This is a genomic window from Allobosea sp. BK604, from assembly GCF_004341515.1.
Lineage (GTDB): Bacteria > Pseudomonadota > Alphaproteobacteria > Rhizobiales > Beijerinckiaceae > Allobosea.
In genome coordinates this window covers 277985-303552 of the sequence record NZ_SLZF01000006.1, presented here as the reverse complement: position 1 = coordinate 303552, position 25568 = coordinate 277985, and the positions used below count along the sequence as shown (strand labels likewise).

29 protein-coding genes are annotated in these 25568 nt (G+C 66.9%); 15 read left to right on the top strand and 14 right to left on the bottom strand.

Annotated elements, in window-relative coordinates; all coding sequences use genetic code 11:
* Positions 1-17: 17 nt before the first annotated feature.
* Both EV560_RS20115 and EV560_RS20110 read right to left on the bottom strand, forming a co-directional pair.
* Positions 18-227: a DUF1289 domain-containing protein gene (locus EV560_RS20115; protein ID WP_131857578.1), complete on the bottom strand. Its 210-nt coding sequence runs from the start codon at positions 225-227 to the stop codon at positions 18-20.
* Positions 224-1063: an adenosylcobinamide-GDP ribazoletransferase gene (locus EV560_RS20110; RefSeq protein ID WP_465247024.1), complete on the bottom strand. Its 840-nt coding sequence runs from the start codon at positions 1061-1063 to the stop codon at positions 224-226. The genes EV560_RS20115 and EV560_RS20110 overlap by 4 nt, the downstream gene beginning before the upstream one ends.
* Positions 1064-1174: 111 nt before the next feature.
* On the opposite strand from EV560_RS20110, the gene cobT reads away from it, so the two are divergent.
* Positions 1175-2233, top strand: a complete 1059-nt coding sequence (cobT, locus tag EV560_RS20105) for a nicotinate-nucleotide--dimethylbenzimidazole phosphoribosyltransferase (protein ID WP_131857577.1) — start codon at positions 1175-1177, stop codon at positions 2231-2233.
* Positions 2230-3852 carry an ABC-F family ATP-binding cassette domain-containing protein gene (locus EV560_RS20100; RefSeq protein WP_131857576.1) on the top strand — a complete coding sequence of 541 codons (1623 nt, stop codon included), beginning with the start codon at positions 2230-2232 and terminating at the stop codon, positions 3850-3852. Before cobT ends, EV560_RS20100 begins: the two co-directional genes overlap by 4 nt.
* A gap of 150 nt (positions 3853-4002) precedes the next feature.
* On the opposite strand, the gene EV560_RS20095 is transcribed toward EV560_RS20100, so the two are convergent.
* Positions 4003-4671: a methyltransferase family protein gene (locus EV560_RS20095; protein WP_131857575.1), complete on the bottom strand. Its 669-nt coding sequence runs from the start codon at positions 4669-4671 to the stop codon at positions 4003-4005.
* A gap of 161 nt (positions 4672-4832) precedes the next feature.
* Here EV560_RS20095 and EV560_RS20090 point away from each other — a divergent pair, with 161 nt between their 5' ends.
* Positions 4833-5282, top strand: a complete 450-nt coding sequence (locus EV560_RS20090) for a GbsR/MarR family transcriptional regulator (RefSeq protein ID WP_131857574.1) — start codon at positions 4833-4835, stop codon at positions 5280-5282.
* A gap of 84 nt (positions 5283-5366) precedes the next feature.
* Here the strand turns inward: EV560_RS20090 and EV560_RS20085 are convergent, their stop codons facing one another.
* On the bottom strand, positions 5367-6887 hold the full coding sequence (locus EV560_RS20085) for a sensor histidine kinase (protein ID WP_131857573.1): 1521 nt from the start codon (positions 6885-6887) through the stop codon (positions 5367-5369).
* Positions 6888-6974: 87 nt separating this feature from the next.
* On the opposite strand from EV560_RS20085, the gene EV560_RS20080 reads away from it, so the two are divergent.
* The 7 genes from EV560_RS20080 (at position 6975) to EV560_RS20050 (ending at position 10925) form a co-directional block, all read left to right on the top strand.
* Complete coding sequence (locus tag EV560_RS20080) at positions 6975-7535, top strand: thermonuclease family protein (protein ID WP_131857572.1); 561 nt, start codon at positions 6975-6977, stop codon at positions 7533-7535.
* A 209-nt stretch (positions 7536-7744) separates the two neighbouring features.
* The gene (locus tag EV560_RS20075) at positions 7745-8356 is read left to right on the top strand and encodes a glutathione S-transferase family protein (RefSeq protein ID WP_131857571.1); all 612 of its coding nucleotides are present in this window, start codon (positions 7745-7747) and stop codon (positions 8354-8356) included.
* Entirely contained in the window at positions 8356-8844 is a 489-nt protein-coding gene (locus EV560_RS20070) for a hypothetical protein (protein ID WP_131857570.1), read from the top strand. Before EV560_RS20075 ends, EV560_RS20070 begins: the two co-directional genes overlap by 1 nt.
* On the top strand, positions 8841-9326 hold the full coding sequence (locus EV560_RS20065) for a hypothetical protein (protein WP_131857569.1): 486 nt from the start codon (positions 8841-8843) through the stop codon (positions 9324-9326). Before EV560_RS20070 ends, EV560_RS20065 begins: the two co-directional genes overlap by 4 nt.
* On the top strand, positions 9323-9814 hold the full coding sequence (locus EV560_RS20060) for a hypothetical protein (protein WP_131857568.1): 492 nt from the start codon (positions 9323-9325) through the stop codon (positions 9812-9814). The genes EV560_RS20065 and EV560_RS20060 overlap by 4 nt, the downstream gene beginning before the upstream one ends.
* Positions 9811-10290, top strand: coding sequence for a hypothetical protein (locus EV560_RS20055; RefSeq protein WP_131857567.1), 480 nt, complete (start codon positions 9811-9813; stop codon positions 10288-10290). Before EV560_RS20060 ends, EV560_RS20055 begins: the two co-directional genes overlap by 4 nt.
* The gene (locus tag EV560_RS20050) at positions 10287-10925 is read left to right on the top strand and encodes a uracil-DNA glycosylase family protein (protein WP_131857566.1); all 639 of its coding nucleotides are present in this window, start codon (positions 10287-10289) and stop codon (positions 10923-10925) included. Before EV560_RS20055 ends, EV560_RS20050 begins: the two co-directional genes overlap by 4 nt.
* A gap of 70 nt (positions 10926-10995) precedes the next feature.
* On the opposite strand, the gene EV560_RS20045 is transcribed toward EV560_RS20050, so the two are convergent.
* A complete protein-coding gene (locus EV560_RS20045) occupies positions 10996-11865 on the bottom strand; it encodes an NAD(P)-dependent oxidoreductase (protein ID WP_131857565.1) in 870 nt (289 codons plus the stop codon).
* A 244-nt stretch (positions 11866-12109) separates the two neighbouring features.
* Between EV560_RS20045 and map the strand changes: the two genes are divergently transcribed.
* The gene (gene map / locus EV560_RS20040; protein ID WP_131857564.1) at positions 12110-12862 is read left to right on the top strand and encodes a type I methionyl aminopeptidase; all 753 of its coding nucleotides are present in this window, start codon (positions 12110-12112) and stop codon (positions 12860-12862) included.
* A gap of 12 nt (positions 12863-12874) precedes the next feature.
* On the opposite strand, the gene EV560_RS20035 is transcribed toward map, so the two are convergent.
* The 4 genes from EV560_RS20035 to rocD form a co-directional block, all read right to left on the bottom strand.
* Positions 12875-13591 (bottom strand): ABC transporter permease, encoded by a 717-nt coding sequence (locus tag EV560_RS20035; protein WP_131857563.1) that lies wholly within the window; start codon positions 13589-13591, stop codon positions 12875-12877.
* Positions 13588-14316, bottom strand: a complete 729-nt coding sequence (locus EV560_RS20030; RefSeq protein WP_131857562.1) for an ABC transporter permease — start codon at positions 14314-14316, stop codon at positions 13588-13590. Before EV560_RS20030 ends, EV560_RS20035 begins: the two co-directional genes overlap by 4 nt.
* A 179-nt stretch (positions 14317-14495) precedes the next feature.
* Complete coding sequence (locus EV560_RS20025) at positions 14496-15287, bottom strand: transporter substrate-binding domain-containing protein (RefSeq protein WP_131857561.1); 792 nt, start codon at positions 15285-15287, stop codon at positions 14496-14498.
* Between the two features lie 220 nt (positions 15288-15507).
* Positions 15508-16728, bottom strand: a complete 1221-nt coding sequence (gene rocD / locus EV560_RS20020; RefSeq protein ID WP_131857560.1) for an ornithine--oxo-acid transaminase — start codon at positions 16726-16728, stop codon at positions 15508-15510.
* A 342-nt stretch (positions 16729-17070) separates the two neighbouring features.
* On the opposite strand from rocD, the gene EV560_RS20015 reads away from it, so the two are divergent.
* Positions 17071-17784, top strand: a complete 714-nt coding sequence (locus tag EV560_RS20015; protein WP_131857559.1) for a DNA helicase — start codon at positions 17071-17073, stop codon at positions 17782-17784.
* Positions 17785-17880: 96 nt separating this feature from the next.
* Here the strand turns inward: EV560_RS20015 and EV560_RS20010 are convergent, their stop codons facing one another.
* On the bottom strand, positions 17881-18084 hold the full coding sequence (locus EV560_RS20010; RefSeq protein WP_131857558.1) for a putative antibiotic biosynthesis monooxygenase: 204 nt from the start codon (positions 18082-18084) through the stop codon (positions 17881-17883).
* A gap of 147 nt (positions 18085-18231) precedes the next feature.
* Between EV560_RS20010 and EV560_RS20005 the strand changes: the two genes are divergently transcribed.
* On the top strand, positions 18232-18834 hold the full coding sequence (locus EV560_RS20005; protein ID WP_131857557.1) for a TetR/AcrR family transcriptional regulator: 603 nt from the start codon (positions 18232-18234) through the stop codon (positions 18832-18834).
* 37 nt (positions 18835-18871) lie between these two features.
* Positions 18872-19597 (top strand): spermidine synthase, encoded by a 726-nt coding sequence (locus EV560_RS20000; RefSeq protein ID WP_131857556.1) that lies wholly within the window; start codon positions 18872-18874, stop codon positions 19595-19597.
* A 107-nt stretch (positions 19598-19704) separates the two neighbouring features.
* Here the strand turns inward: EV560_RS20000 and EV560_RS19995 are convergent, their stop codons facing one another.
* The 4 genes from EV560_RS19995 to speB all read right to left on the bottom strand — a co-directional run bounded on the left by EV560_RS19995 (position 19705) and on the right by speB (position 23984).
* Positions 19705-20949, bottom strand: a complete 1245-nt coding sequence (locus EV560_RS19995; RefSeq protein ID WP_131857555.1) for an MFS transporter — start codon at positions 20947-20949, stop codon at positions 19705-19707.
* 156 nt (positions 20950-21105) lie between these two features.
* Positions 21106-22305, bottom strand: coding sequence for a Fic family protein (locus EV560_RS19990; RefSeq protein ID WP_207908072.1), 1200 nt, complete (start codon positions 22303-22305; stop codon positions 21106-21108).
* A 144-nt stretch (positions 22306-22449) separates the two neighbouring features.
* On the bottom strand, positions 22450-22935 hold the full coding sequence (locus tag EV560_RS19985) for an Lrp/AsnC family transcriptional regulator (RefSeq protein ID WP_165923554.1): 486 nt from the start codon (positions 22933-22935) through the stop codon (positions 22450-22452).
* Positions 22932-23984: an agmatinase gene (speB, locus tag EV560_RS19980; RefSeq protein WP_131857553.1), complete on the bottom strand. Its 1053-nt coding sequence runs from the start codon at positions 23982-23984 to the stop codon at positions 22932-22934. The genes EV560_RS19985 and speB overlap by 4 nt, the downstream gene beginning before the upstream one ends.
* A 445-nt stretch (positions 23985-24429) precedes the next feature.
* Between speB and EV560_RS19975 the strand changes: the two genes are divergently transcribed.
* Entirely contained in the window at positions 24430-25515 is a 1086-nt protein-coding gene (locus EV560_RS19975) for a TRAP transporter substrate-binding protein (RefSeq protein WP_131857552.1), read from the top strand.
* The last annotated feature ends 53 nt before the right edge of the window (positions 25516-25568 follow it).

The following is a 25568-nucleotide window of genomic DNA, read 5'->3' as shown; positions in this document are numbered from 1 at the left end:
GAAGGAAAGGAGACCGTTCACCCGGTCGTGCTGCTCTTGCCCCACACGGAATCCTCGCTCCGCTTAGCAAGCCGCCCCGGCAGCGCTGCCATGATCGCCAGCCGCTCGGTCTCGCTAAGCACCGCCCATTGCGCGATCTCCTGCAGCGTCCTGCCGCAGCCTTCGCAGAGGCTGCTCGCTGGATCGATCACGCAGATCTTGATGCAGGGCGTGGAGATTCCGCTCATCGCGCACCCAGCATGAAGGCAAAGCCGCAATAGATCGCGATCTCCGAGAGCTGCTGCGCCGCACCGATGATATCGCCGGTCTGCCCGCCGATCAGCCGGCGCGCGAGCCGCGCCAGCCAGGCTGCGGCGAGGCCGGCGAGGATGAGACCGAGCGCGAATCCGCCGAGTGGAAGGCCGGAGGCGGCCGTCACTGCAAGGCCAAGGACCAGCGCTAGGGCGACGGCGATCCAGGCGGTCTCGTTGCTTGGCCGTCCGACCGCCGCGGAAGCGCCCGTCGCACGGGCCGGAACTTCGTTCGCGAGCAGGCGAACGCCATCGGCCCGCGACCAGGCTGCGGCGACCAGCACCGCAGCCGCACCGGCCCAGTCGCCCGCCGCCTGCAGGATGCCGGCCAGCGCCGTGACGCGCAGCAGCAGCGACAGCCCCAGCGCCATCGCACCATAGGAGCCGACACGGCTGTCTTTCATGATGTCCAGGCGCCGCTCCGGCGTCGCGCCGCCGAACAGCCCATCCGCCGTGTCGGCGAGCCCGTCCTCATGGAAAGCGCCGGTGGTGAGCGCAAGGGCGGTGATCGCCAGCGTGGCGGCGAGATAGGGATTGATCCCGGCGAGGCCGCCGGCCAGCAGCACCAGCGCCGCCGGCAGCGCGATGACCAGGGCCGCCAGCGGCAGCGCCCGCGGCACCGAGCGGAAATCAGGGAGGGCGTGCGGATCGCCTTCGCCCGGCAGGCGCGGCAGCGGTAGCCGCGAGTAGAAGCGGATGCAGGTCGCGGTCGCGGCGAGCCAGCCCGGCCATTGCGGCGCGTCCTGCCTGCTCTCGCCCTGCATCTCCGCCATGCTGCCAGCCGCCCTCGGATTGTCTTCGCCGGCCCAAGCCTATAGCAGCAGCGCCAACTGTGCGGCCATGCATGTGCCGTGGATTCCAGAGCTTTCAAGAGACCTCCAGCAATGTCCGATTCCGGCCTGCCTTTCGACGATATTCGCCATCTCATCGCCAGTATGCCCGGCCCCGACATGGCCTCGGCCAATGCCGTGCGCGCCCGCGACAAGGAGCTGACCAAGCCGGCTGGCAGCCTTGGCCGGATGGAGGAGATCGCCGAATGGCTCGCCGCCTGGCAGGGTAAGGCCCCGCCGCGGGTCGATCGGCCGCTGGTCTGCGTCTTCGCCGGCAACCATGGCGTCGCGGCGCAGGGCGTCTCGGCCTATCCGCAGGAGGTGACGCGCCAGATGCTCGAGAACTTTGCCGCCGGCGGCGCCGCGATCAACCAGATCTGCGCCGCCTTCGATCTCGGCTTCAAGGTCTTCGACCTCGCGCTCGACCTGCCGACCGGCGATTTCACCAGGGAGGACGCGCTCGACGAGCGCGCCTGCGTCGCCACCATGGCCTTCGGCATGGAGGCGCTCGCCGGTGGCGCCGACCTCATCTGCCTGGGCGAGATGGGCATCGCCAACACCACCTCGGCCGCCGCGATCTATGCCGCGCTCTATGGCGGCGGGGCAGCGCTGTGGTGCGGGCGGGGCACCGGCGTCGACGACGAGGGGCTGAAGCGCAAGATCGCCGCGGTCGAGGCCGGCCTGGCCTTCCATGCCAACCATCTGAGTGATCCGCTCGAAGTGCTGCGCCGCTTCGGCGGGCGTGAGATGGCGGCGATTTGCGGCGCGATCATCGCTGCCAGGCTGCAGCGCATCCCGGTCATCCTCGACGGCTATGTCGTCACTGCCGCGGCCGCGATCCTGCATGCGATCGAGCCTTCGTCGATCGACCATTGCCTCGCCGGCCATCTCTCGGCCGAGGGCGCCCATGCCGAGGCGCTTGTCAGGCTCGGCAAGCAGCCGCTGCTGGCGCTCGACATGCGCCTGGGCGAGGGCAGCGGCGCCGCGCTCGCCGCCGCACTGGTCAAGGCCGCCGCCGCCGTCCATTCCGGCATGGCGACCTTCGAGCAGGCGCAAGTCTCGCAAAAGGAGAACTCGCAGAAGGAGATCTCGCAGAAGGGCCAGCTCCAGTGATCCGCCTCGAGAATATCGGCAAGCAGAACGGCAAGCAGCTCGTCTTCATCGAAGCCTCGGCCACGCTGCAGAAGGGCGAGAAGGTCGGCCTCGTCGGCCCCAATGGCGCCGGCAAGACGACGCTGTTCCGCATGATCACCGGCCAGGAGGCGCCCGACGAGGGCCAGGTCGGCGTCGATCGCGGCATCACCATCGGCTATTTCAGCCAGGATGTCGGCGACATGGCCGGTCGCAGCGCCGTCACCGAGGTGATGGATGGCGCCGGCCCGGTCAGTGCCGTCGCGGCCGAGCTCAAGGAGCTCGAGACCGCCATGGCCGATCCCGACCGCGCCGACGAGATGGACGAGATCATCACCCGCTATGGCGAGGTCCAGGGCCGTTTCGAGGAGCTCGATGGCTATGCCATGGACGGAAGGGCGCGCGAGGTGCTTGCCGGCCTCGGCTTCAGCCAGGAGATGATGGACGGCGATGTCGGCGCGCTCTCGGGCGGCTGGAAGATGCGCGTCGCGCTCGCCCGTATCCTGCTGATGCGCCCCGATGCGATGCTGCTCGACGAGCCGAGCAACCATCTCGATCTCGAAAGCCTGATCTGGCTGGAGGAGTTCCTGAAGGGCTATGACGGCGCCCTGCTGATGACCTCGCATGATCGCGAGTTCATGAACCGCATCGTCAACAAGATCGTCGAGATCGATGCCGGCGCGCTGACCAGCTATTCCGGCGACTACGAGTTCTACCAGCAGCAGCGCGCGCTCGCCGAGAAGCAGCAGCAGGCGCAGTTCGAGCGCCAGCAGGCGATGCTGGCCAAGGAGATCGCCTTCATCGAGCGCTTCAAGGCGCGCGCCTCGCACGCCGCGCAGGTGCAGAGCCGGGTGAAGAAGCTCGACAAGATCGACCGCGTCGAGCCGCCCAAGCGCCGCCAGACGATCCAGTTCGAGTTCCAGCCGGCGCCGCGCTCCGGCGAGGACATCGTCACGCTCAAGAACGTGCACAAGCGCTATGGCAGCAGGACGATCTACGAGGGGCTCGACTTCCAGGTCCGTCGCAAGGAGCGCTGGTGCATCATGGGCGTCAACGGCGCCGGCAAATCGACCCTGCTGAAGCTGATCGCCGGCACGGCCGATCCGGACGAGGGCACGGTCGCGGTCGGCGGCACCGTCAAGATGGGCTATTTCGCCCAGCACGCCATGGAACAGCTCGACGGCGACGCCACCGTCTTCCAGTCGCTGGAGGATTCCTTTCCGCAGGCGGGGCAGGGCTCGCTGCGCGCGCTCGCCGGCTGCTTCGGCTTCTCCGGCGACGATGTCGAGAAGCGTTGCCGCGTGCTCTCGGGCGGCGAGAAGGCGAGGCTCGTCATGGCCAAGATGCTCTACGACCCGCCGAATTTCCTCGTGCTGGACGAGCCGACCAACCATCTCGACATCGCCACCAAGGAGATGCTGATCACGGCGCTGGCGCAATATGAGGGCACCATGCTCTTCGTCTCGCACGACCGTCATTTCCTCGCGGCGCTGTCGAACCGCGTGCTGGAGCTGACGCCGGAGGGCATCCATGCCTATGGCGGCGGCTACACGGAATATGTCGCGCGCACCGGGCAGGAGGCGCCGGGCCTGCGCAGCTAGAGCATTTTCGAGCGAAGTGGATACCGGTTCGCGCGAAGAAAATGCGTCAAAACAAGTAGATAGAGAATTTTCGCGATTCGAAGAAACGCGGAAATGCTCTAGCGCGCTCTCCGTTGGGGTGAACGATCAGTACTCGCGCCGGATCAGGAGCTACCAGAGCAGCGGCACGAAGCGGTAGCGCACGCGGTCGCTATAGGCATCGTAGCCCGGCAGTTCCTGGCGCAGGGTCTGCTCCTCATGGACCGCGCGCCAGGCGACCGCGAGGATCAGGATCGCCGACAGGGCAAGGCCACGCCAGGAGCCGAGCAGGAGCGGCGTGCCGATGAACATGAACAGCGCGCTCGCATACATCGGGTGCCGCACCAGCGCGTAGGGGCCGGTATCGATCACCCGCTGGCCCGCCTGGATCTTGACCACCGGGGCGGCGAAGGCGTTCTCGCGGAAGGTCCAGAAGGTGCCGGCCGCATTGAGCAGGATCAGGAACCCGCCCGCCACCTGGAGCCAGACCGGCACGGCGGTGAAGCCGGTCCGTGCGGCATCCCAGCTCATGAAGCCGGTCCAGCCGAAATATCCGGTCACAAAGAGCAGGAGCCAGACGCGGTCCCAGGGCTTCTGGTCGCGCTGGATCGGCGCGGCCATGCGCTCGCGCAGCAGGCTCGGGCTATGCCTCGACAGCCAGAGGATCATCGCGACCCCGCCGAGCGTGAAGAGCAGGATGAGGGCCCATCCGCCGGGATAGGCCAGGGTGCCGGCGGGCCAGAGGATGAGCGCCGCCATGAAGATCGTCCAAACGATCATCTGCAACCAGATCGCGATCATGATGCACTCCGAATAGGTCGGATGCCGCGGCGCCCTGAATGGCCGGCCTTGCACGGGCGATGGGGTGGCGCATCCGGCGCGTGACGGGCCGTGGCGTCTTTCGCCGGCGCCGCCCAGCGGCTATGTTTCCTGGAGTGCAGAATATTCGAGATATACCGAATATGTCAAATAAGGCCGATCGCGACTTCATCGAGAGCGTCGCGGGGCTGCTGGTGCCCTGGGGCGTGCCGCCGCTGGCGGCGCGGCTCTACGGCTATCTGCTGCTGAGCCCGGACCCGGTCAGCCTCGACCGGATCACGGCCGATCTGGAGATCAGCAAGAGCAGCGCCAGCGTCGCCGCCCGGCTCCTGGAGAAATACACCCTGGCGCGCCGCCGCGGCGAGCGCGGCAGCAAGCGCGCGCTCTATGAGGTGTCCGACAATTACGAGGGCATGCTGAGCGAGCAGAACCGCCTGCTCGACGCGATGGCCAGGACCTTCCGCCAGGGTGCCGACACGGCCGCAGCGGGCAGGGCGCGCGCGCGCCTGGAGGAGATGGCCGAGTTCTACCTGACCGCCCGCGAGGCGATGGAGGCGACCATGCAGCGCTGGCGCGGGCGCGGGAAGGCGTAGGCGCTGGGCTTGCCCGCGTTTTGGCTCACTGTCGGCCTTCGATGCGCAGGCACGCTGCTGTCCGATCCCTGCGACGGAGCGAGGCTAGGCCGCCGAGCGTGCCTCCGGCTCGGGCAGCGCCGCGAGCGTGTCCATCACGCGCTCGGCCGGCAGGGTCACCGTCACTTCCGTGCCGGCGCGCGGCTTGGATTTCAGGTGGAAGCCGCCGCCATGCAGGTCGATCAGCCCCTTGACGATCGGCAGGCCGAGGCCCGAGCCCTGCTCGGCCGTCTTGATCGCCAGCGAGCCGCGCCCGAAGGTCTGCAGCACCACCGGGATCTCGTCCTCGGGAATGCCCGGGCCGGTATCGATGACGGAGACATATTGGCCGCCATTCGCCGTCCAGCCGACCTTGATGCCGATCTCGCCGCCCTGCGGCGTGAACTTGATGGCGTTGGACAGGATGTTGAGCACGACCTGCCTGATGGCGCGCTCGTCGGCCCAGATCTTCGGCAGGTCGGGCTCGACCGCCTCGCGGATGCTCTGGCCTTTGGCCTTGGCGCGCAGGTTCAGCATGTGCCGGCAATCCTCGACGATGCCGGCAAGGCTGAGCGCCTCCTCGTTGAGCTCGTATTTTCCGGCCTCGATGCGCGAGAGATCGAGGATCTCGTTGATCAGGTTGAGCAGGTGCTGGCCCGAGCCGTGGATATCGGAGGAATATTCCTTGTAGGCGGCATTGGCATGCGCGCCGAAGATCTCGTTCTTCATCACCTCGGAGAAGCCGAGAATGGCGTTGAGCGGCGTGCGCAGCTCATGGCTCATCGTGGCCAGGAAGCGCGACTTGGCGAGATTGGCCTCCTCGGCCTTGCGCCGGGCCTCGTCGGAATTGGCGGTGGCGGTCTCGAGTTCCGCGATCAGCGCATCCTTCTCGGCCCGGAACTCGATGGTCGCGACCGAGCTCGAATAGAGCCGGTTGGCCAGGAAGATGAAGAAGAGCTGGGCCGAGGCCGCCATCAGCGCCATGGTGACGCTGTCGATGTCGGAGCGGCCCCAGAAGAACAGCCCGATGCCGATCGTGATCGGGATCAGCCCGGAATAGACCGCGAGCGGCAGCGTCGCCGACAGCATCACGGTCAGCGCGCCGACGATCAGCAGCGTCGTCATCACGAAGACCTTGGCGCCTGCCGCGGCGACCGGCGCGAACAGTACCAGGATCAGCGTCCAGGACAGGCTGTGCAGGCCTTCGGCTGCAGGCAGGAGCTTGCGCCAGAAGCGGATTTTCACCTCGCCGGCCGGCTGCGCCAGGAAGCGCCGGCACAGCACGACCATGACCGCGCAGGACAGGATGACGGCGCTGAGCCAGGCCGTGACCTGATAGGCCGGCACCCAGAGGCAGCTGGCCGCGCCGACGCAGAGCGCGAGGAGGATGGCGCCGGCCGAGCCGTGCAGCCGGTACTGCGCGAAGACCCGCAGCAACTCGTAGTCGAAGGCGCGCACCAGCCCGCTCGAGGAGGTCAGCTTCTCGCGGACGGACTTGACCTCGCGCGTCACCAGCTTGCGCCGCGCGAGCACTGAAGGATCGGGTCCGCGCCCTCGCTGCACCTGTTCGGCTGTGACTTCGGCCATCGTCGCGACGCAACTTCCTCTGAACCGGCAGCGCAGCACACACGCCCGGCTCGTCAATATGGTCTCAAAATCGTTAAGCTCTTCCTGATGGCTCGCTTCGGATTCGGACAATCCCGCTATGGACCTTTCGGCTGGCGCCGCGTCGGCCGGCTGACCGACCTTGTTGTAGCGCTTGGAATCATTGGGCTTCTGGCGATCGGCGGCGCGGTGCTGCAATATCGGCTCGGCCCGGCGCGCCAGCTCGTCGGCGCGGCCCAGGCGATCGATGGTGATTCGCTGCGGCTCCTGGGCGAGGAGTTGCGGCTCGAAGGCATCGACGCGCCGGAATACCGCCAGGTTTGCACCGACCGGAGCGGGCGGGAGGTCGATTGCGGCCGCGCCGCCCGCCGCGCGCTGGTCGAATTGCTGTCGCGCGGCATCGTCACCTGCGAGATCGGCAAGGCCGACCGCTACGGCCGCGGCCTCGCCCGCTGCCGCCAGGGCGGGAGCGACGTCAACGCCGCCATGGTCCGCCAGGGCCAGGCGGTCGCCTATGGCGGCTATCGCACCGAAGAGGAGGAGGCGAGGGCGGCCGGGCGCGGCCTCTGGGCGCTGACCTTCGAGCGGCCCGAGACCTGGCGAAGGAGCCATAGCCGCGGCGCGCCGTGAGCCCGTCGGCTCGAAACGTGGATTGCGGTCTTCGTCCGATGATCTGGGGCGTACCGTGCCCGTCATGCGTCCGTCACCCGCATGGGCGAGGGCAGCCGCCATCATCGTGCCGATGTCGGGACTTTACCTTGCAGGACTTTACCTTGACAGCGTTGCTGCTGCACCGTGAATGCCGCCTGGGGTCATGGCGCGGGAGAGGGGATGTGAGCATGAGGCTTTATGACGGTGGGCGAGCGCCCAACCCGCGACGCGTCCGCATCTTCTTCGCCGAGAAGGGCGTCGCCCTGCCTGAGCTCATCCCGGTCGACATCGCAAGGAAGGAACACCTGACCCCGGAATTCACCCGCATCAACCCGATGCGGCGCCTGCCCGTGCTCGAACTCGATGACGGCACCGCCCTGGCGGAGACCGTCGCGATCTGCCGCTATCTCGAGAGCCTGCACCCGCAGCCGGCCTTGTTCGGCGGCAATGCCAAGGAACAGGGCCAGATCGAGATGTGGAATCGGCGCGTCGAGCTCGGCCTGTTCTCCAGCGTCATGGCCGTCTTCCGCCATAGCCATCCCTCGATGGTCGAGCTGGAGAACCAGGTGCCGGAATGGGCCGACGCCAATCGCGAGCAGATCGACGACCACCTGATGATCCTCGACCTGCAGCTTGCCGGGAATTCCTATCTCTGCGGCGAAAGCTTCACCATCGCCGACATCACCGCCGGCATCGCCATCGACTTCATGAAGCCGTCGCGCATTCCGCTGCCGGAGGATTTCTCCAATATCCGGCGCTGGCATGGCGAGCTCTCGGCGCGGCCGAGCTGGGCGGCCTGATGCGGCTTGCCGTTTGCTTCGTTGCGTTGCTTGCGTTGGCACAGCCTCTTGCGTTGGCGCGGCCTGCAGCCGCGGCCGAACGCCTTAGTGGCGAGGCGATCAAGCAGGCCTTCACCGGCAATACGGTCAGCGGCCGCTACACGCGCGGTGGCTTCTTCACCGAATATCACGACGCCAATGGCCAGGCGCTCGGCAATAACGGCTATCAGCGCAATACCGACGCCTGCTGGATCACGAAGGACGACCAGGTCTGCTACTATTACGGACCGCCGAGCGACCGGACGATCCATTGCTTCACCGTCGAGCTCACCGACCGGCTCTATATCCTGCGCAATGTCGTCGATGGGCAGATCAACGCGCTCGCCACGGTCGAGCTGGGCAATCCGCGCCAGCACACGGATGATGCCAAGCCCTGGTATTGCGACGGCCTGATTTCGCGGGCGCCCGGGCGGGGAGCGCCGATGTCGCGGCGGCTGGCGGCCCGATGAGCCTCCGGCTTCTGCTCGGCGCGCTCGGCCTGCACCTGCTCGCCCTGGCTTCGCCGGCGCTCGCCCAGCAATTCCTGTCCGGCGAGGAGATCCGCGGGGCTTTCGAGGGCAACACGGTCGCCGGCCGCTTCATCATCGGCAACCGCTTCAGCGAGTACCACGCTGCCGATGGTCGCGCCCTCGGCTACGGTGGCTGGGCCGAGAATACCGACGCCTGCTGGACCGTAAGGGACGACAAGGTCTGCTACTATTACGGCCCGCTCACCGGCCGGGTCGTTCATTGCTACACGGTGCAGGCGGTGGGGAGGCTCCATATCCTGCGCCATGTCACGGATAGCCGGCTCACGAGCGCCGTAGCGATCGAGCCGGGCAATCCGCGCCATCATTCCGACCATGGCAGGCCCTGGCATTGCGACGGCCTGATCTCGCAGGCGCCGGGGCAGGGGATGGCGATGTCGCGCCGGCTGGCGGCAGCGCGATGAGGCGGCTTCTCATCCTCGCCCTGTCAGCGCTGATCGGCGCGCCGGCGCCGGTCCAGGCGCAGTCGGCCAAGCCGGCCGAGCGCCTGAGCGGCGAGCAGCTTCGCCGCCAATTCGAGGGCAACACGGTCGGCGGCCGCTTCCTCAGCGGCAAGCTCTTCAGCGAATACCATGATCCCAACGGCCAGGCTGTCGGCTTCAACGGCACCGTGCCCAATACCGACGCCTGCTGGATCATCAGGGGCGACCAGATCTGCTATTATTACGGCCCGCTCGAGCAGCGCCGCGTGCATTGCTACCGCGCCCAGCCGATCGGCAAGCTGCTCTACATGCACCACACCACCGATCCCCGCTCCAACGCTCTGGTCACGAGCGAGCCCGGCAATCCGCGCCATCATTCCGACAACGGCAAGCCCTGGTATTGCGACGGCCTGATCTCGCAGGCACCGAAACAGGGAGTGCCGCTGTCGCGGCGACTTGCAGCACGATGAGAGGACTACCAGCCTTTGCCGCGATGGCGGCGGCGCTCCTGCTTGCTTCGCACGCGCCCGCCTCCGCGGTCGAGCGGTTGACGGGGCCACAGCTCCGGAAGCTTTTCGAGGGCAATACGGTCACGGGCCGCTATAACGGCACCAACCAGCCCTTCAGCGAATATCATCAGGCCGATGGCCGTGCGAGCGGCCATAACCGCAACGTGCCCAATACGGATGCGTGCTGGATCACTGTGCCGGACGGCGTCTGCTACTATTACGGTCCGCAGGAAACGCGCCGCACCTATTGCTTCGATGTCGACCGGACCGGCAATCTCATCGTCCTGCGCAGCCGCCCCAGCGGCCGGATCAATGGCATCGCCACGATCGAGCCGGGCGATCCGCATAAATTCGCCGAGAGCGCCAAGGCCTGGACCTGCGACGGGCTGATCTCGCAGGGGCCCGCGATGAGCCGGCGGCAGCTCGCAGCGCGATGACGGCGCAGGTGCAGGCAGCCGAGACGCTCGAAGACGTGCTGCTTGAGCTGCGCGCCTGCCGTGTCTGTCGCGACGAGCCGCGCTACCTGCCGCCGCTGCCGCATGAGCCGCGCCCGGTGATCCAGGCTTCGGTCACGGCCCGGCTCTGCATCGCCAGCCAGGCTCCGGGCCTGCGTGTCCATGCCAGCGGCCGGCCCTTCACCGACGCCTCCGGCGTGCGGCTGCGCTCCTGGCTCGGCATGGGCGAGGATGTCTTCTACGACGAGAGCAAGGTCGCGATCGTGCCGATGGGCCATTGCTTCCCCGGCTATGACGCTCATGGCGGCGACCTGCCGCCACGCCGCGAATGCGCGCCGCTCTGGCGCTCCCGGGTCTTCACGGCGCTGCCGCAGCTCGAGCTGATCCTGGTGGTCGGCCGCTATGCCCAGGCCTGGCATCTCGGCCCCAAGGCCGGCGCGAAACTGTCGGAGACGGTCGCCGACTGGCGCGCGATTCTCGCCGCGCCGCGCATGCCGCGCGTGCTGCCGCTGCCACACCCGTCCTGGCGGAACAACGGCTGGCTCAGGCGCAACACCTGGTTCGAGGAGGAGCTCCTGCCGGTGTTGCGGGCGGAGGTGGCGCGGCTGGTGAGGTGAGCGAGGCGGCCGATTATTCGCCCCGCAGATTGCGCAGCTGTGCTCGCGTCAGAAGCCGGGCAAGCCCTGCTCAATAATCCTCGAGCCGTGCGATCAGGCTCGACGTATCCCAGCGGCTGCCGCCGAGCTTCTGCACCTCGGAGTAGAACTGGTCGACCAGCGCCGTGACCGGAAGCTGCGCACCGTTGCGGCGGGCTTCGTCGAGCACGATGCCGAGATCCTTGCGCATCCAGTCGACGGCGAAGCCATAGTCGAACTTGCCGATGTTCATGGTCTTGCCGCGGTTGTCCATTTGCCAGGAGCCGGCGGCGCCCTTGGAGATCACCTCCAGCATCGCCTCGACATCGAGGCCGGAGCGCTTGGCGAAATGGATGCCTTCCGACAGGCCCTGCACCAGCCCGGCGATGCAGATCTGGTTGACCATCTTGGTGAGCTGGCCGGAGCCGGCCGGGCCCATCAGCTTGCACATCCGCGCGAAGGCGGCGATCACCGGCTCGACCTTGGCATAGGTCGCCTGCTCGCCGCCGCACATCACGGTCAGCACGCCGTTCTCGGCACCGGCCTGGCCGCCCGAGACCGGCGCGTCGACGAAGCCGAAGCCGCCGGCCTTCGCGGCCGCCTCGAGCTCGCGCGCGACATTGGCCGAGGCGGTGGTGTGGTCGACGAAGATCGCGCCCTTCTCCATGCCGGAGAAGGCGCCGTTCTCGCCGATCGTCACCGAGCGCAGGTCGTCATCGTTGCCGACGCAGCAGAACACGATCTCCTGGCCCTTGGCCGCATCGGCCGGGGTCGGCGCCGAGACGCCGCCATGCTGCGCCACCCAGGCCTGCGCCTTGGCCGGGTTGCGGTTATAGATGGTGACGTCATGGCCCTTGGCCTTGAGATGTCCGGCCATGGGATAGCCCATGACACCGAGACCGAGGAAAGCGACTTTGGCCATAGCGTGCTCCGCAGACATATCTGGAGGTTCGCCGCGGCTTTAGCCTCTGGCGCGCCCGCTGGGAAGGTGTGCAACCGTTGGGGACCCATGTCGCGGCCCGGCATGGATTGAGCCGTCCAGTCCACCGCGCCAGAGCATTTTCGAGCGAAGTGGGCACCGGTTCGCGTGAAGAAAATGCGATTAGACAAAAGCCTGGAGAATTTCCGCGTTTCAAGGAAACGCGGAAATGTTCTAGGCATGGCCCATGACGATTTCCAATGATGACGAATTGCAGGCGCTGCGCGAGATCGGTCGCATCATCGCCCGCGCGCTGGCCACCATGGGCAAGGCGCTGGAGCCGGGCATGACGACGGCCGAGCTCGACGCGATCGGCCGCGATTGCCTGGAGCGGGAGGGCGCGCGCCCGGCCCCGGAACTCGCCTACGGCTTCCCGGGAGCGACCTGCATCAGCGTCAACGAGGAGATCGCGCACGGCATTCCGGGCGATCGCCGGATCGCCGCCGGCGACCTGATCAATATCGATGTCTCCGCCGAGAAGGCGGGCTTCTTTTCCGATACCGGCGCGTCCTTCACCGTGCCGCCGGTCGACCGGCGCATCGAGCGGCTGTGCCGTGACGGCAAGCGCGCGCTCTGGGCCGGGATCGGCCAGGTCGGCGCGGGCAAGCCGATGGCGGGGATCGGCCAGGCCGTCGGCCGCTTCGCGCAGAAGAACCGCTATACGCTGGTGCGCAATCTCGCGAGCCACGGCGTCGGCCGCTCGCTGCACGAGGAGCCGACGGAACTCGCCACCTGGCCGGATCGCTCGGAGCGCCGCATCATGGAGAAGGGCCTGGTCTTCACCGTCGAGCCCTTCCTGTCGCTCGGCGCCGACTGGGCCGAGCATCGCGAGGACGACCGCTGGACGCTCTATGCCGAGCCCAGCGCGCCGACCGTCCAATACGAGCACACCGTGGTCGCGACGCCGTCGGGTGCGCTGGTCCTCACCCTCGCGGACTGAGGCCCGGCCTTCTCACCTCAGCGCCATGTGGCGGGTCAGCCTGAGTTCGACCTTGTCCCAGACACGCCGGATCACCTCGACCAGCGCAAGATAGATCACCGCCGCATAGAGATAGATCGTCAGGTCGAAGGAGCGCGCGAAGGCGAGCTTCGTCGCGCCCATCAGATCGAACAGCGTCACCAGCGAGGCGATCGCGCTCGACTTGATCATCACGATCAGTTCGTTGCCGAGCGGGCGCAGGGCCAGGATCATCGCCTGCGGCATGATGACGTGGCGCAGCGTCCCCCAACGATGCAGGCCGAGCGCCAATGCGCCCTCGAACTGCCCGCGGGGGATCGACTGGATCGCGCCGCGCAGGATCTCGGCCTGATAGGCGGCGGTGTTGATCGTGAAGGTGAAGATCGCGCAGTAGAACGGTTCGCGGAAGAACCACCACAGCCCGATATCCTGCCAAAACAGCCGGAACTGCCCGAGCCCGTAATAGACCAGGAAGAGCTGGCACAGCAGCGGCGTGCCGCGGAACAGCGTCGTGTAGCCGTTGATCGTGCTCTGTGCCCATTTCGGTCCGTAGAGCCGGGCGATGGCGAGCCCGACCGCCAGGATGAAACCGAGCAGGACCGAGATGATGACGAGCTGGAACGTGATCCAGAGCCCGCTCGCCATCCGGCAGCCGTAGTTCTGGAAGACCTCGCTGCCGAGCCAGTAGCCGGGATACTCGCACCAGGTCATCGCGTCGCTCCGCCGAAAGCGGCAAAGCCGCGATTGGAGCGCGCTTCGAGCTTACCCACGCCCCAGGCCGAGATCAGCGAGAAGAACAGATAGAGCATCATCGCCGCGCCGAAGAACAGGAACGGCTCCTTCGTCACCACATTGGCGCGCGTGGTGATGAACATGATGTCCTGCAGGGTGATGACCGAGACCAGCGAGGTCTCCTTCAGCAGCACCATCCAGTTATTGCCGAGGCCCGGCAGGGCGACGCGGATCAGCTGCGGGAAGACGACGAGGCGGAAGGCCTGCGCCTTGCTGAGGCCGAGCGCGGCGGCGGCCTCGCGCTGGCCCTTCTGGATCGAGTTCAGCGCGCCGACCCAGACCTCGCTGGAGAAGGCCGAAAGCACGACGCCGAGCGCCACCATGCCGGCGACGAAGGGCGGCATCGAGAATACGCCGGGCAGACCAAGCGCCTGCCAGGTCTGCTGCAGCAGGATCTGGATGCCGAAATAGATGATGTAGAGCGTCAGCAGCTCGGGCACGCCGCGGAACACGGTCGTATAGGCCGTCGCCAGCGCGCGCAGGACGACCTTGTCCGAGCGCTTGCCCAGCGCCACGATCAGTCCGAGCAGCAGCCCGAAGGGCAGGGTCGCGAGCGCGATCGAGATGGTGGTGAAAGCGCCTTGCAGAAGGGCAGGGCCCCAGCCGCCGTCGCCGAAGCCGAGCAATGCGAACTTGTCGAGCATGCGCCCCCTGGCAGTGCGAAGCGATGGTTCCGGCGAGCCCTCATCCTTCGAGACGCCGCTTGGCTCCTCGGGATGGCAACTCCTGCTTCCGGTCCGGTCGTCGTTGAGCTTATTCGGTCGTCGATGCCGGAGCGGCGCGAGGCCGCTCCGGCGAGAGCGTGATCACGCGCTGAGCGCCATCACATCAGGTCGATCTTGAACCACTTGTTCTGGATCTTCTTGTAGGAGCCGTCGGCCAGCGATTCGGCGATCGCCTTGCTCCACATCTCCTTCAGCGCGGTGTCTTCCTTGCGCACCGCGCCACCGACGCCCGGGCCATGGATCGCCGGATCGCGCGTCACCTCGCCGGCCTTCTGGCAGCAATCCTTGCCCTTGCCGTCGAGGAAATCCTGCAGCGCCAGCGAGTCGGCGATGATGTAGTCGAGCCGCCCGTTGAGCAGGTCGAGATTGGCCTCCTCCTGGGTCGGATAGAGGCGGATATTGGAATCCTTGTAGTACTTCTCGAGGAAGTTGGCGTGGATGGTCGCGCCCTGCGTGCCGACCGCCTTGCCCTTCAGCGCGGCAGGCGAGATGTCGGTCGAGGCACCCTTGGCGCTGATCGCCCAGATCGGCGTCTTGGTATAGACCGAGGTGAAGTCGACCCGCTTCTTGCGCTCGTCGGTGGCGTTCATGCCGGCGATGATGATGTCGTACTTGTTGGCGAGCAGCGCCGGGATGATGCCGTCCCAGTCCTGGACGACCCAGGTGCATTTCACCTTCATCTTCTCGCAGAGCATGTTGGCGTAGTCGATCTCGAAGCCTTCGAGCTCTTTCTTGGCGTTGAGATTGTTGAAGGGCGGATAGGCGCCTTCGGTGCCGATCCGGATCTCCTTCCACTCCTTCTGCTGGGCGAGCGCGCCGGTCGTGCCGAGGCTCGCGAAGGAAGCGGCCGCCAGCGCAGCGCCGGCGATCAAACGAACGAAACCTTTCATGGTACCTCCCGCAGGTTGGCCGGCCGGGCGTTTCGCGACCCTGTTCCGGCTTGTGCCCACAGATTGTGCGATCCGATGCCTCGCCCGCAAGTGGGGACATGCAGCTTTTCTGAGCGTATCCGCTTAAAGGATCGGCAGCGCAAACCTATGGCTTTATTGACTATTTTTACTTTGCCGGGCTGAAGCCCCTCGCTGCTGCGAGTTGTGGATCGCGCCGGGCTCAGGCTGCGGCGGGCTTGGCGCGCCCGGCAAAGGCGGAGAAGACCGCCTCGCAGCGGTCGAGACCCCAGTCGAGCTCGGCCCGGCTGATCGTCAGCGGCGGGGCGAAGCGGATGACGGTCTCATGCGTTTCCTTGGTCAGCACGCCGGCGCCGGCGAGCGCGCTGACGACCGCCTTGGCCGAGGCGAGGGCGGGGTCGAGATCGACGCCGACCCAGAGGCCGAGGCCCCGCACCTCGCGCGCCAGGCCCTGCGTCATCGCATTGAGGCGGCGCTTCATATGGGCGCCATGCTCGGCCGAGCGCTCGACCAGCCGCTCTTCCTCGATGATCTTGAGCGCTTCCAGCCCGATCGCCGCGGCGAGCGCATTGCCGCCGAAGGTCGAGCCATGCGAGCCGGGCTCGAACAGCCGCATCACATCGCGCGAGGCGAGGAAGGCGGAGACCGGATAGACCCCGCCGCCGAGCGCCTTGCCGACGATCAGCCCATCCGGGCGGATGCCCTCATGTTCATGCGCGAACCAGCGTCCGGTGCGCCCGAGGCCGGACTGCACCTCGTCGAGGATGAGCAGGATGGTGTTGGCGTCGCAGAGCGCGCGCAGCCGCTTCAGATAGCCCGCCGGCGGCACGACGATGCCGGCCTCGCCCTGGATCGGCTCGATCATGATTGCAGCTGTGTTGGGCGTGATCGCCGCCTCGATCGCGGCCGCATCGCCGAAGGGCACGTTGACGAAGCCGGGCGTGAACGGCCCGAAGCCGTCGCGATAGCTCGCGTCGGAGGAGAATCCGACGATCGTCGTCGTCCGGCCGTGGAAATTGCCGGCGGCCGTGATGATCTCGGCCTTGCCATCGGCGATGCCCTTGATCCGGTAGCCCCAGCGCCGGGCGGCCTTGATCGCGGTCTCGACCGCCTCCGCGCCGGTATTCATCGGCAGTGCCATCTCCTGCCCGGAGACCGCGCAGAGCCTGGCCAGGAACGGCCCGAGCGGCTCGCTATGGAAGGCGCGGCTGGTGACGGCGAGTTTGCGCGCCTGCTCGTTCAGCACCTTGAGGATGCGCGGATGGCCATGGCCGAGGCTGACGGCGGAATAGCCGCTCATCATGTCCAGCCGCTTCATGCCGCCGATATCGGTCAGCCAGACTCCCTCGCCATGCGAGAGCATGATCGGCAGCGGCGCGTAATTCGCGGCGCAGACCTGGCGTTCGAGCTCGATGGCATTCATGGCAACTCTCCCTCGTCAGGGGCAGGGTAGGCCTCTGGATGCAGCCGGAGCGGACCGGGAAGACGCGATGATGCAGCCGATTCTGTCGTGCTCGCAGCAGAATCGGACAGCCTTCGCCAGTCCCCCGCAGGCCGGGCAACGGCGCCGGAGATTTCGCTCGGCCAAGACTCCGGCTGGGACTCAGGCTGAAGACTCAGGCTATAGCGTGGTCAGGCGCAGCCCACGCCTCCCCCCTCCGCCGGGAAAGCATCGTCCATGCCGGGCCATCCAACCGTCGAACCGACTGTTCGAGCGCCGCGCATGAGGAGGGGTTGCGAACTATGCTCGCGATAGGAGGTTTTGATGAAGCTGTCCGCGCCGATCTATGACCTGAAACGCAAAGCCCGGCTCTTGTCCCGCGAGGCGAAGATCCCGCTCCACGCGGCGCTTGATCGCATCGCCGCCGCAGAGGGGTTCAGCAGCTGGGGCCTGCTTGCGGCCAAGGCAGCTGCGGCTGCGCCTGCCGGCAAGCTCTTTGCCCGGCTGGTGCCCGGCGATCTGATCCTGGTCGCCGCGCGTCCCGGCCATGGCAAGACGCTGATGAGCCTCGAGCTCGCGGTGGAGGCGATGAAGGCCGGCAATCGCGGCGTGTTCTTCTCGCTGGAATATACGAAAAGCGATGTCCTGGAGCGCTTTCGCGCGATCGGGGTGGATCTGGCGCATTTCGACGGGTTGTTCGAATTCGACAGTTCGGACCTGATCAGCGCCGACTACGTCATCGCGGCGCTGCAATCGGCGCCGCGCGGGACCCTGGTCGTCATCGATTATCTGCAGCTTCTCGATCAGCGCCGGGAGAATCCCGACTTGATGGCGCAGATCCGCAAGCTGCGGGCCTTTGCCCGGGAGCGGGGACTGATCCTCGTCTTCATCTCCCAGGTCCATCGCTCCTACGACCCCTCGACGAAGCCCTGTCCGGATATCGGCGACGTGCGCTTGCCGAACCCGCTGGATCTGTCGCTGTTCAACAAGACCTGCTTCCTGAACAACGGCGAGATCCGATACCAGGCGGCCAGCTAGCGCATCCCGGCGATCCGGCTCTGCCGGGCACAGATCACGTGCCCCGGCATGGCCGGGCGCTGCCGAGCACAGCCCGGCGATGCGGCGAAGCCGCGCTCATCGCCGGGCGATCGGCATCACCAGATAGACCATGCCGAGCACCATTGGCGGCACCGCGAGCGCGGTGACGAGCCAGGTCGGCCAGCCGTCGCTGAAGGGCGAGAGCGCGAGCAGAATGAGGTTGATCAGCAGATAGGCGCCCAGCATCAGCGTGCCCAGGAAACGCAGGCGGCCAAGCGGGGACCGGGTGGCAATGGTCATGATGATCTCCATAACGAAACGTATCGTTTCGTTATGGATTGATAGATACGATCCGTTTCGATATCAAGTCCCGGTCGCGCCGTCCGGACGCGATCCGAATCCGCGCCCGCGGCGTCGGCGGGCAAGGGGCAGAAGGCGAGCATCATCGTGACGACTGGCGATGCCGAACCACAGACCCGCCGAGCCTCGATCGGCGCGCGCCGGAATCCCGCCTCGCAGGCGGCGATCCTCTCGGCCGCCCGCGCCGTCCTGGCGGAGGAGGGCTATGGCGGCTTCTCGATCGACGCCGTCTCGCGCCGGGCCGGCGCCGGCAAGCCGACGGTCTACCGCTGGTGGAAGACCCGCGCCGACCTGCTGATGGATGTCTATGCCGCCGAGAAGGCGGCGCTGACCGTGCCGATAACGGCCGATCTCGCCCGCGATCTCACCGTCTATACCGAAGCGCTTTGGGATTTCTGGGACGAGACGCCCTCGGGCCGGACCTTCCGGGCGCTCGTCGCCGAGGCCCAGGACAGCCCCGAAGCCCTGGACACCTTGCGCGACAAGTTCATGCCGGAGCGGACGCGGCTGTTGCGCGAGCGCTTCGTCAAGGCGGTCGAGCGTGGCCAGATCGTCGCCGCCGAGATCGAGATGCGGCTCGTGCTTTATCTCGGCTTCAGCTGGTACTACGTGCTGACCGATCGCCTGGCCGAGGGTCGCGCCGCGATCGCGCCGGCGATGCGTCTCATCGCGGCGCCCTCGCTCCGATGACCCGCTGTCCCGATCTGTCCCTGACTGGAGCCTGCGCTTGATCCCCTGGATTTTGCTCGACACCGCGAAATTGCCTGATGGTTCCGGCGAGCTGCGCCTCAAGCAGCGCGGCAGCGAATTCTCGATCATGCTCGGCAGCAACGAGCTGATGAACAGCCGCCTCAGCGGCTCCGAGGAGGCGCTGGCGACGCTGGTGCGCGAGCGCCTGGGACAGAAGCCGAGGCCACGCATCCTGATCGGTGGGCTCGGCATGGGCTTCACCTTGCGGGCTGCATTGGCGGCCTGGGGCGCTGACGCGCGCATCGAGGTCGCCGAGCTCGTGCCGGCCGTCGTCGCCTGGGCGAGGGGCCCGATGGCCGAGGTTTTCGGCGCCTGTCTCGACGATCCGCGCGCAACGATTACGGTCGCGGATGTCGCAAGCGTGATCGGCGCCGCGCCCGCGGGCTATGACGCGATCCTGCTCGATGTCGATAACGGCCCTGAAGGCCTGACCGTTGCCGGCAATGACGCGCTCTATGGCGAGACCGGGCTCTGGCTGGCGCAGGCGGCGTTGCGGCCGGGCGGCATCCTCGCCGTCTGGTCGCAAGGTCCGGACCGCCGCTTCACGCAGCGCCTCGTCCGGGCGGGTTTCGTGGTGGAGGAGCTCATGGTGCGGGCGAGCCGGAGCCGCCGCGGCGCGAAGCATGTGATCTGGCTGGCAGCCCGGCAGCAGGCCGAGACTACCCGCAAGACCGCCGCGCCGACCGGTCGATCGCGGCGATAACGCATCGGCCCGAAAAGTGGCTTGCGGTTTTCGGACGAGCCGATGCGGGAACATGAGCATCGGCCCGAAAAGTGGCTTGCGGCTTTCGGACAAAGCCGATGCGAGCGTTACTCGCCTGGAGCCAACGCCGCCGAATCCGCGCCGCGCTCGCGCGCGTCGAGCATCGCCACGCCCCAGATCGCGAGCCCGGCGAGTGCCAGGGCCGCCCCGACCCAGCCGGTCGAGGTCCAGCCATAGCCGGCCGCGATCGCCATGCCGCCGAGCCAGGGGCCGAGCGCGTTGGCGGTGTTGAAGGCGCTGTGGTTCAGCGCGGCGGCCAGCGTCTGCGCGTCATGGGCGACATCCATCAGCCGCGTCTGCAGCGGCATGCCGAGCCCGCCGCCGGCCCCGATCATGAAGACCACGACGGATACCGCCCAGATATTGCCGGCGGCGAAAGGGAAGAGCGCGAGCGAGGCCGCGCTCCAGACCAGGATGATCGCGATCGAGGGCATCAGCGCCCGGTCGGCCATCCAGGCCGCGACGAGCGTACCCGCGGTCAGGCCGAGGCCGAAGATGGCGAGCACCACCGGGACCATCGAGGGCGCGACCTGCGTCACCTCCATCAGCGTCGAGGCGACATAGGTATAGACGGCGAACATGCCGCCGAAGCCGATCGCGCTGATCCCGAGCGTCAGCCAGACCTGCTTGTGCCTGAGCGCGCCGAGCTCGCGCAGCGGGCTGGCGTTGGGATGCGGCTTGTCCTTCGGCGCGAACAGAGCGACCAGCGTGACCGTCAGCAGCGCGAGCAGGGCGACGATCCCGAAACCCCAGCGCCAGCCGAAAGCCTGCCCGAGCCAGTTCGCCAGGGGCACGCCGAGAATCGTCGCGACGGTCAGCCCGAGCATGACGCGTGAAACCGCCTGCGCCCGCCGGTTGAGCGGAACGAGCGACGCGGCGACCAGCGCCGCGACGCCGAAATAGGCGCCGTGCGGCAGGCCGCTGAGGAAACGGAAGACCAGCATCCAGCCATAGGATGGCGCGAGCGCGGAGAGGCCGTTGGCGATCGCGAACACCGCCATCAGCCAGATCAGCAGCGTGCGGCGCGAGAGCTTCGCGGCCAGCACGGCGATGGCCGGCGCGCCGACCACGACACCGAGCGCATAGGCGCTGATCACATGACCCGCTGTGGGTTCGTCGATGCCGAGCCCGGCCGAGAAATAGGGCACGAGGCTCATCACCGCGAATTCGGTGGTGCCGATGGCGAAACCGCCGGTCGCCAGCGCGAGCAGCACCAGCCCGGCCCGCACCTTCGGCTCGGTGGCATGTGCGGCAGCAATGGCGGCATTGGCGCTTGAGGGCGCGGAGGTCATGGCGTGATCTCGGGGTGGTGCTTGATCGGGCTGCGGGGAGAGCAGCGATATTGCGTTGCACAATGAGGGCGCCATGCGCGCTCTGCAAGTATGGAAACGATCAACTTGGCGAGAGTCAAAGGGGCATGATCTCAGCGCATGACGTGCTGGGATGACTTACGTTTGCGGGTAAAGGCGAGGGAACAGAACTTCGAGCGTGGCGGCAGGAAAGCGTAGTGAGACTGGGCCCTTCGGCGTTGCGGAGGCCAGCAGGCCCTCCGCGATGGTCTGATTGAGCACGCGCCTCGCCGACCGTTCCGGCAGGCCGGTGATGCGGGAGGCCTCGCCGCGTTCGATTTCGCCGCGGATCAAGGCTTCCTCCAGAAGCCGGGCGCTTTCCGGCTTCAGACCCTCGCTTCTCTCCACATAGGCGCGCAATCGACGCGCCAGTGCGTCAAGCTCGAAGAGGCTGGCCATGAAGCTGACCTGGTCGAGGCAAACGCGCAGGAACCACAACACGAATTCGCTGAGCGCTCGCTCCGACAGATTGCCTCTGCCGTCGCGATCGCCCTGTCGAGGCATGTCGGCATGGCTCATCATGCGCTTGTATTCTCCGCGACTCTCGAGGCCCCGTGCCAGGCCGCGCGAGACGGACCAGAGGCCATGCGCGCCGATGCCGGCTTTTTGAGCCATGGCATGGCTCATCAATCGGCTGACCCGGCCGTTTCCATCGGGAAATGGATGGATGTAGTTCAGGCGATGATGCGCGGCTGCCATCGCCATGATGCGCCCCGCCTTGCCGAGCGGAACAAAGCGGTAGCGCGCTTCGAAATACCGCATGAAGTCCGGAACCCGATCGCTGGAGGGCGGCACATGCTTGCCGACTTCCACGTCGTGCTCCGGCTCCGAACGCCATTGGCCAGGCTCCATGAGGATGTCCCGCCCGACTCCCCGGATGCGCAGCATGGGTTCGGGCGCGTCCTGGTAGAACGCGCGATGGAGCCAGAGAATGAAGTCGCGGGATGCTGGCTCCGGCAAGGCATCGAGCGTGGCGAGCCGATCGACTTCCGCCTGGACCCGCACATGCGCCGCAGCTTCGAGCTGCAGGTTTCGGCGGCCTTCGTCGAGATCGAGCTGCCCGGCGAGCGCGCGTTCGATATCGCGTGGCCTGATATCGTGGCCCTCGATCAGGTTGCTGTAATAGGTGTTCATGATCCGCACGAGACCGGACAGGTTCGCCGCTGTCAGCGGATGAAGCGCACGGCCAAGGATCGCGGAGCTCGCCGACAGCTCGGCGGCGGCATCGGCGATCGCTTCAGTCGCCTCTTCCAAGCGGGCGGGTTCGATCCTGGCCGGCGTTTCGAGGGGAATCTGCACTGGATTGGCCGATCATTTCTGCTGAGATGAGGGCTTATTTAAGTCCAAAATCCTTTTGGAATTCTATAGTTATTCATGGGCTCCCGGCTTCGCAGCCGATCGCTTGGCCGATCCTGTGGCCGATCCGCGACGCGCTCGCCTTCGCTACTCCTCCGCCAGCGGATAACCCTCGAACTCCTTCAGCGCCTTGAGCGCGAAGGTCGTGCTGATCTTGGCGATGCCGAGCTGCGGGTCGGCGAGCCAGGCGCCGGTCAGCTCCTCGTATTCCGCCAGCGAGCTGGCGACGATGCGGGCGAGATAATCGGCCTCGCCGCTAACGACCTGGACCTCGGCGACGTCAGGCGCGGCCTTCAGCACCTTCTCGACCCTCTCGCGCCGTCCGACCGAATGGTCGCGCAGCGAGATCTGCGCGAAGGCGACGATGGCGTGGCCGGCGAGCTCCGGCGCGAGCCGCGCGCCATAGCCGAGGATCAGGCCGGAGGCTTCGAGCTTGCGCACGCGCTCCAGGCAGGGGCGGGCGGAGAGGCCGACCCGCTCCGACAAAGCCTGGTTGGTGATCCGGCCCTCCTCGCGCAGGATCGCGATGATCCTGCGGTCGATCGCGTCGAGGCTGAGCGGCTTGCGCCTCACGGCCTGCCCTTGCCGGCGGCGCGCGCCTCGGCGATCAGGCACAGCTCGGTGAACAGCACCTGCGCCGCGCATTGGGCGGTGTTCGACGTGGCGTCATATTGCGGCGCGACCTCGACCACGTCGGCGGCGACGATGTCGCGGCCCTTCAGCCCGCGCAGGATGGCGAGCGCCTCGCGCGGCGTCAGCCCGCCGACCTCGGGCGTGCCGGTGCCCGGCGCGAAGGCCGGGTCGAGCGAGTCGACGTCGAAGGAGACATAGGTCGGCCCGTCGCCGATCACCGACAGCGCCTTGGCGATGACCTTGTCGAGCCCCATCCGGTCGACCTCGTCGGCATGGATCACGGTCATCCCGGACTCGTAGGAGAACTCCCAGAGATATTCGGCGCCGCCACGGATGCCGATCTGCACGACGCGCTCGGGATCGAGCACGCCGTCGAGCACGGCCTGCCGGAACGGCCCGCCATGGTGGAATTTCGAGCCCTCATAGGGGCCGGACGTGTCGCAATGGGCGTCGATATGCACCATGCCGACCGGGCGCTTCTCGCCGACCGCCTTCAGGATCGGATAGGTGATCGAATGGTCGCCGCCGACCGCGAGCGTCGAGACGCCGGCCTTCACGATCGTCTTGAAGGTCGCCTCGATATCCTCGTGGCAGCTCTCCAGCGAATAGCGCGAGCGGAACGGCACGTCGCCGATATCGGCCGCCTTGATCATGCCGAAGGGCGCGGTGCCGTTGACATGGTCCATCGGCCCCATGCGCTCGACGGCGCGCACCGCGCGCGGCCCGAGCCGGGTGCCGGCCCGGTTGGTCACGCCGAGATCCATCGGCAGGCCGATGATCGCGACGTCGAGCTCGCCGAGATCCGGCTGGCTCAGCGCGTCCGGCCGGTAGGGCGCGTTGATGAAGGTCGCGACATCGGCGAAGGGCCATTTGCGCTTGTCGCCCTTGAACTGGTCGGCCGCGACCTTGGCGAAGCGCGGATCATGGATGTCGGCGCCGCTCGCATCGGCATAGCGCGCCCTCAGCTTCGCCAGCTTCTCCTGATCCATCTCGCCACTCCCTTACGTCTTTCGGCCAATGAGTCGGGCGCGGAGGTTGACCGCGCCGCCGAAAAGTACCATGCGCTTCGGCTGCAGCCGTGCCATGCCTCGGGCGCAATTGTCGAGCCTTGGAGCTATGGTCGTCTGTCGTATGACGTCTAGGGAGAAGTGCGCACAAATTGTGCAAGTATCGCTCTTTGCCGGAGGCGCGCTTTCTGGTCGGCCGGATTTCGGCCGAACGATCAGAATTCGCGCCAAGTATATCTTTCGAGCATGTTCTGGCTCGCAAACGTGGGAACCACTTTTGCGGAGCATGCTCCAACGCGTTGCAACGAAAGAACAACGCCACCGGCCCTTGCTGACCGTCAAAACCCATCACCATTGTCCTGACATGCCGCAGGACGGGACGAACCCGTCTGCGCTTGGTCCTGCCAGAAGCTGAGGAGATGCCTTCATGAAGCGCCGTCAATTTATCCAGGTCGCTACGGCGGGCGCCGCCGCTTCCGCGGTCGCCATGCCTGCCGTGGCCCAGTCCAACCCCGAGGTGAAGTGGCGGCTCGCCTCCAGCTTCCCGAAGTCGCTCGATACGATCTATGGCGGCGCCGAGGTCATGGCCAAGATGGTCTCCGACCTGACCGACGGCAAGTTCCAGATCCAGGTCTTCGCGGCCGGCGAGATCGTCCCGGCGCTGCAGGCGGCCGATGCGGTCAGCAACAACACCGTCGAGATGGCGCACACCGTCTCGTATTACTATGTCGGCAAGGATCCGACCTTCGCCATCGCGGCCTCGGTCCCGTTCGGCCTCAATGCCCGCCAGCAGAATGCCTGGCTGTTCCAGGGCGGCGGCAACGACCTGTTCAACGAATTCTACAAGAAGTTCAACATCTACGGCCTGCCCTGCGGCAATACCGGCGCGCAGATGGGCGGCTGGTTCCGCAAGGAGATCAAGACGGTCGCCGACATCCAGGGCCTCAAGATGCGCATCGGCGGCATCGCCGGCTCGGTCCTGCAGAAGCTCGGCCTCGTGCCGCAGCAGCTCGGCGGCGGCGACATCTACCCGGCGCTCGAGAAGGGCACGATCGACGGCGCCGAATGGGTCGGCCCCTACGATGACGAGAAGCTCGGCTTCGCCAAGGTCGCCCCGTACTACTACTATCCCGGCTTCTGGGAAGGTGGTCCGGCCGTCCACGCCTTCGTCAATCTCGAGAAGTGGAATTCGCTGCCGAAGGCCTATCAGGCTGCGCTGACCGCCGCCTGCACCTATGCCAACACCCAGATGGCGGCGAAATACGACGTGCAGAACCCGGCCGCGCTGAAGCGCCTCGTCGGCGCCGGCACGCAGCTGCGTCCCTTCCCGCAGGACGTGATGGAAGCCTGCCTCAAGGCCTCGAACGAGCTCTATGGCGAGATCTCGGCCAAGAACCCCGATTTCAAGAAGGCGATCGATGCGATGGCCGCGTTCCGCGCCGACCAGTACCTCTGGTGGCAGGTCGCCGAGCTCACCTTCGACGTCTTCCAGGTGCGCACGCGCGCCCGCTGAGTCGAGAGCATTTCGGCGCGTCCGCGCCGAACCAGACATCCGAAAAGCCCGGC

Coding starts and splice junctions, on each gene's coding strand:
- EV560_RS20030 (WP_131857562.1), bottom strand. CDS start 14,316: ATGCTCGACAAGTTCGCATTGCTCGGCTTCGGCGACGGCGGCTGGGGC.
- speB (WP_131857553.1), bottom strand. CDS start 23,984: ATGGATCAGGAGAAGCTGGCGAAGCTGAGGGCGCGCTATGCCGATGCG.
- EV560_RS20095 (WP_131857575.1), bottom strand. CDS start 4,671: ATGATCGCGATCTGGTTGCAGATGATCGTTTGGACGATCTTCATGGCG.
- EV560_RS20050 (WP_131857566.1), top strand. CDS start 10,287: ATGACGGCGCAGGTGCAGGCAGCCGAGACGCTCGAAGACGTGCTGCTT.
- EV560_RS20025 (WP_131857561.1), bottom strand. CDS start 15,287: ATGAAAGGTTTCGTTCGTTTGATCGCCGGCGCTGCGCTGGCGGCCGCT.
- cobT (WP_131857577.1), top strand. CDS start 1,175: ATGTCCGATTCCGGCCTGCCTTTCGACGATATTCGCCATCTCATCGCC.
- EV560_RS20070 (WP_131857570.1), top strand. CDS start 8,356: ATGCGGCTTGCCGTTTGCTTCGTTGCGTTGCTTGCGTTGGCACAGCCT.
- EV560_RS20115 (WP_131857578.1), bottom strand. CDS start 227: ATGAGCGGAATCTCCACGCCCTGCATCAAGATCTGCGTGATCGATCCA.
- EV560_RS20085 (WP_131857573.1), bottom strand. CDS start 6,887: ATGGCCGAAGTCACAGCCGAACAGGTGCAGCGAGGGCGCGGACCCGAT.
- EV560_RS20010 (WP_131857558.1), bottom strand. CDS start 18,084: ATGACCATTGCCACCCGGTCCCCGCTTGGCCGCCTGCGTTTCCTGGGC.
- EV560_RS20035 (WP_131857563.1), bottom strand. CDS start 13,591: ATGACCTGGTGCGAGTATCCCGGCTACTGGCTCGGCAGCGAGGTCTTC.
- EV560_RS20045 (WP_131857565.1), bottom strand. CDS start 11,865: ATGGCCAAAGTCGCTTTCCTCGGTCTCGGTGTCATGGGCTATCCCATG.
- EV560_RS20015 (WP_131857559.1), top strand. CDS start 17,071: ATGAAGCTGTCCGCGCCGATCTATGACCTGAAACGCAAAGCCCGGCTC.
- EV560_RS20080 (WP_131857572.1), top strand. CDS start 6,975: ATGGCTCGCTTCGGATTCGGACAATCCCGCTATGGACCTTTCGGCTGG.
- EV560_RS19975 (WP_131857552.1), top strand. CDS start 24,430: ATGAAGCGCCGTCAATTTATCCAGGTCGCTACGGCGGGCGCCGCCGCT.
- EV560_RS20075 (WP_131857571.1), top strand. CDS start 7,745: ATGAGGCTTTATGACGGTGGGCGAGCGCCCAACCCGCGACGCGTCCGC.
- EV560_RS20060 (WP_131857568.1), top strand. CDS start 9,323: ATGAGGCGGCTTCTCATCCTCGCCCTGTCAGCGCTGATCGGCGCGCCG.
- EV560_RS19995 (WP_131857555.1), bottom strand. CDS start 20,949: ATGACCTCCGCGCCCTCAAGCGCCAATGCCGCCATTGCTGCCGCACAT.
- rocD (WP_131857560.1), bottom strand. CDS start 16,728: ATGAATGCCATCGAGCTCGAACGCCAGGTCTGCGCCGCGAATTACGCG.
- map (WP_131857564.1), top strand. CDS start 12,110: ATGACGATTTCCAATGATGACGAATTGCAGGCGCTGCGCGAGATCGGT.
- EV560_RS20090 (WP_131857574.1), top strand. CDS start 4,833: ATGTCAAATAAGGCCGATCGCGACTTCATCGAGAGCGTCGCGGGGCTG.
- EV560_RS20110 (WP_465247024.1), bottom strand. CDS start 1,063: ATGGCGGAGATGCAGGGCGAGAGCAGGCAGGACGCGCCGCAATGGCCG.
- EV560_RS20065 (WP_131857569.1), top strand. CDS start 8,841: ATGAGCCTCCGGCTTCTGCTCGGCGCGCTCGGCCTGCACCTGCTCGCC.
- EV560_RS20055 (WP_131857567.1), top strand. CDS start 9,811: ATGAGAGGACTACCAGCCTTTGCCGCGATGGCGGCGGCGCTCCTGCTT.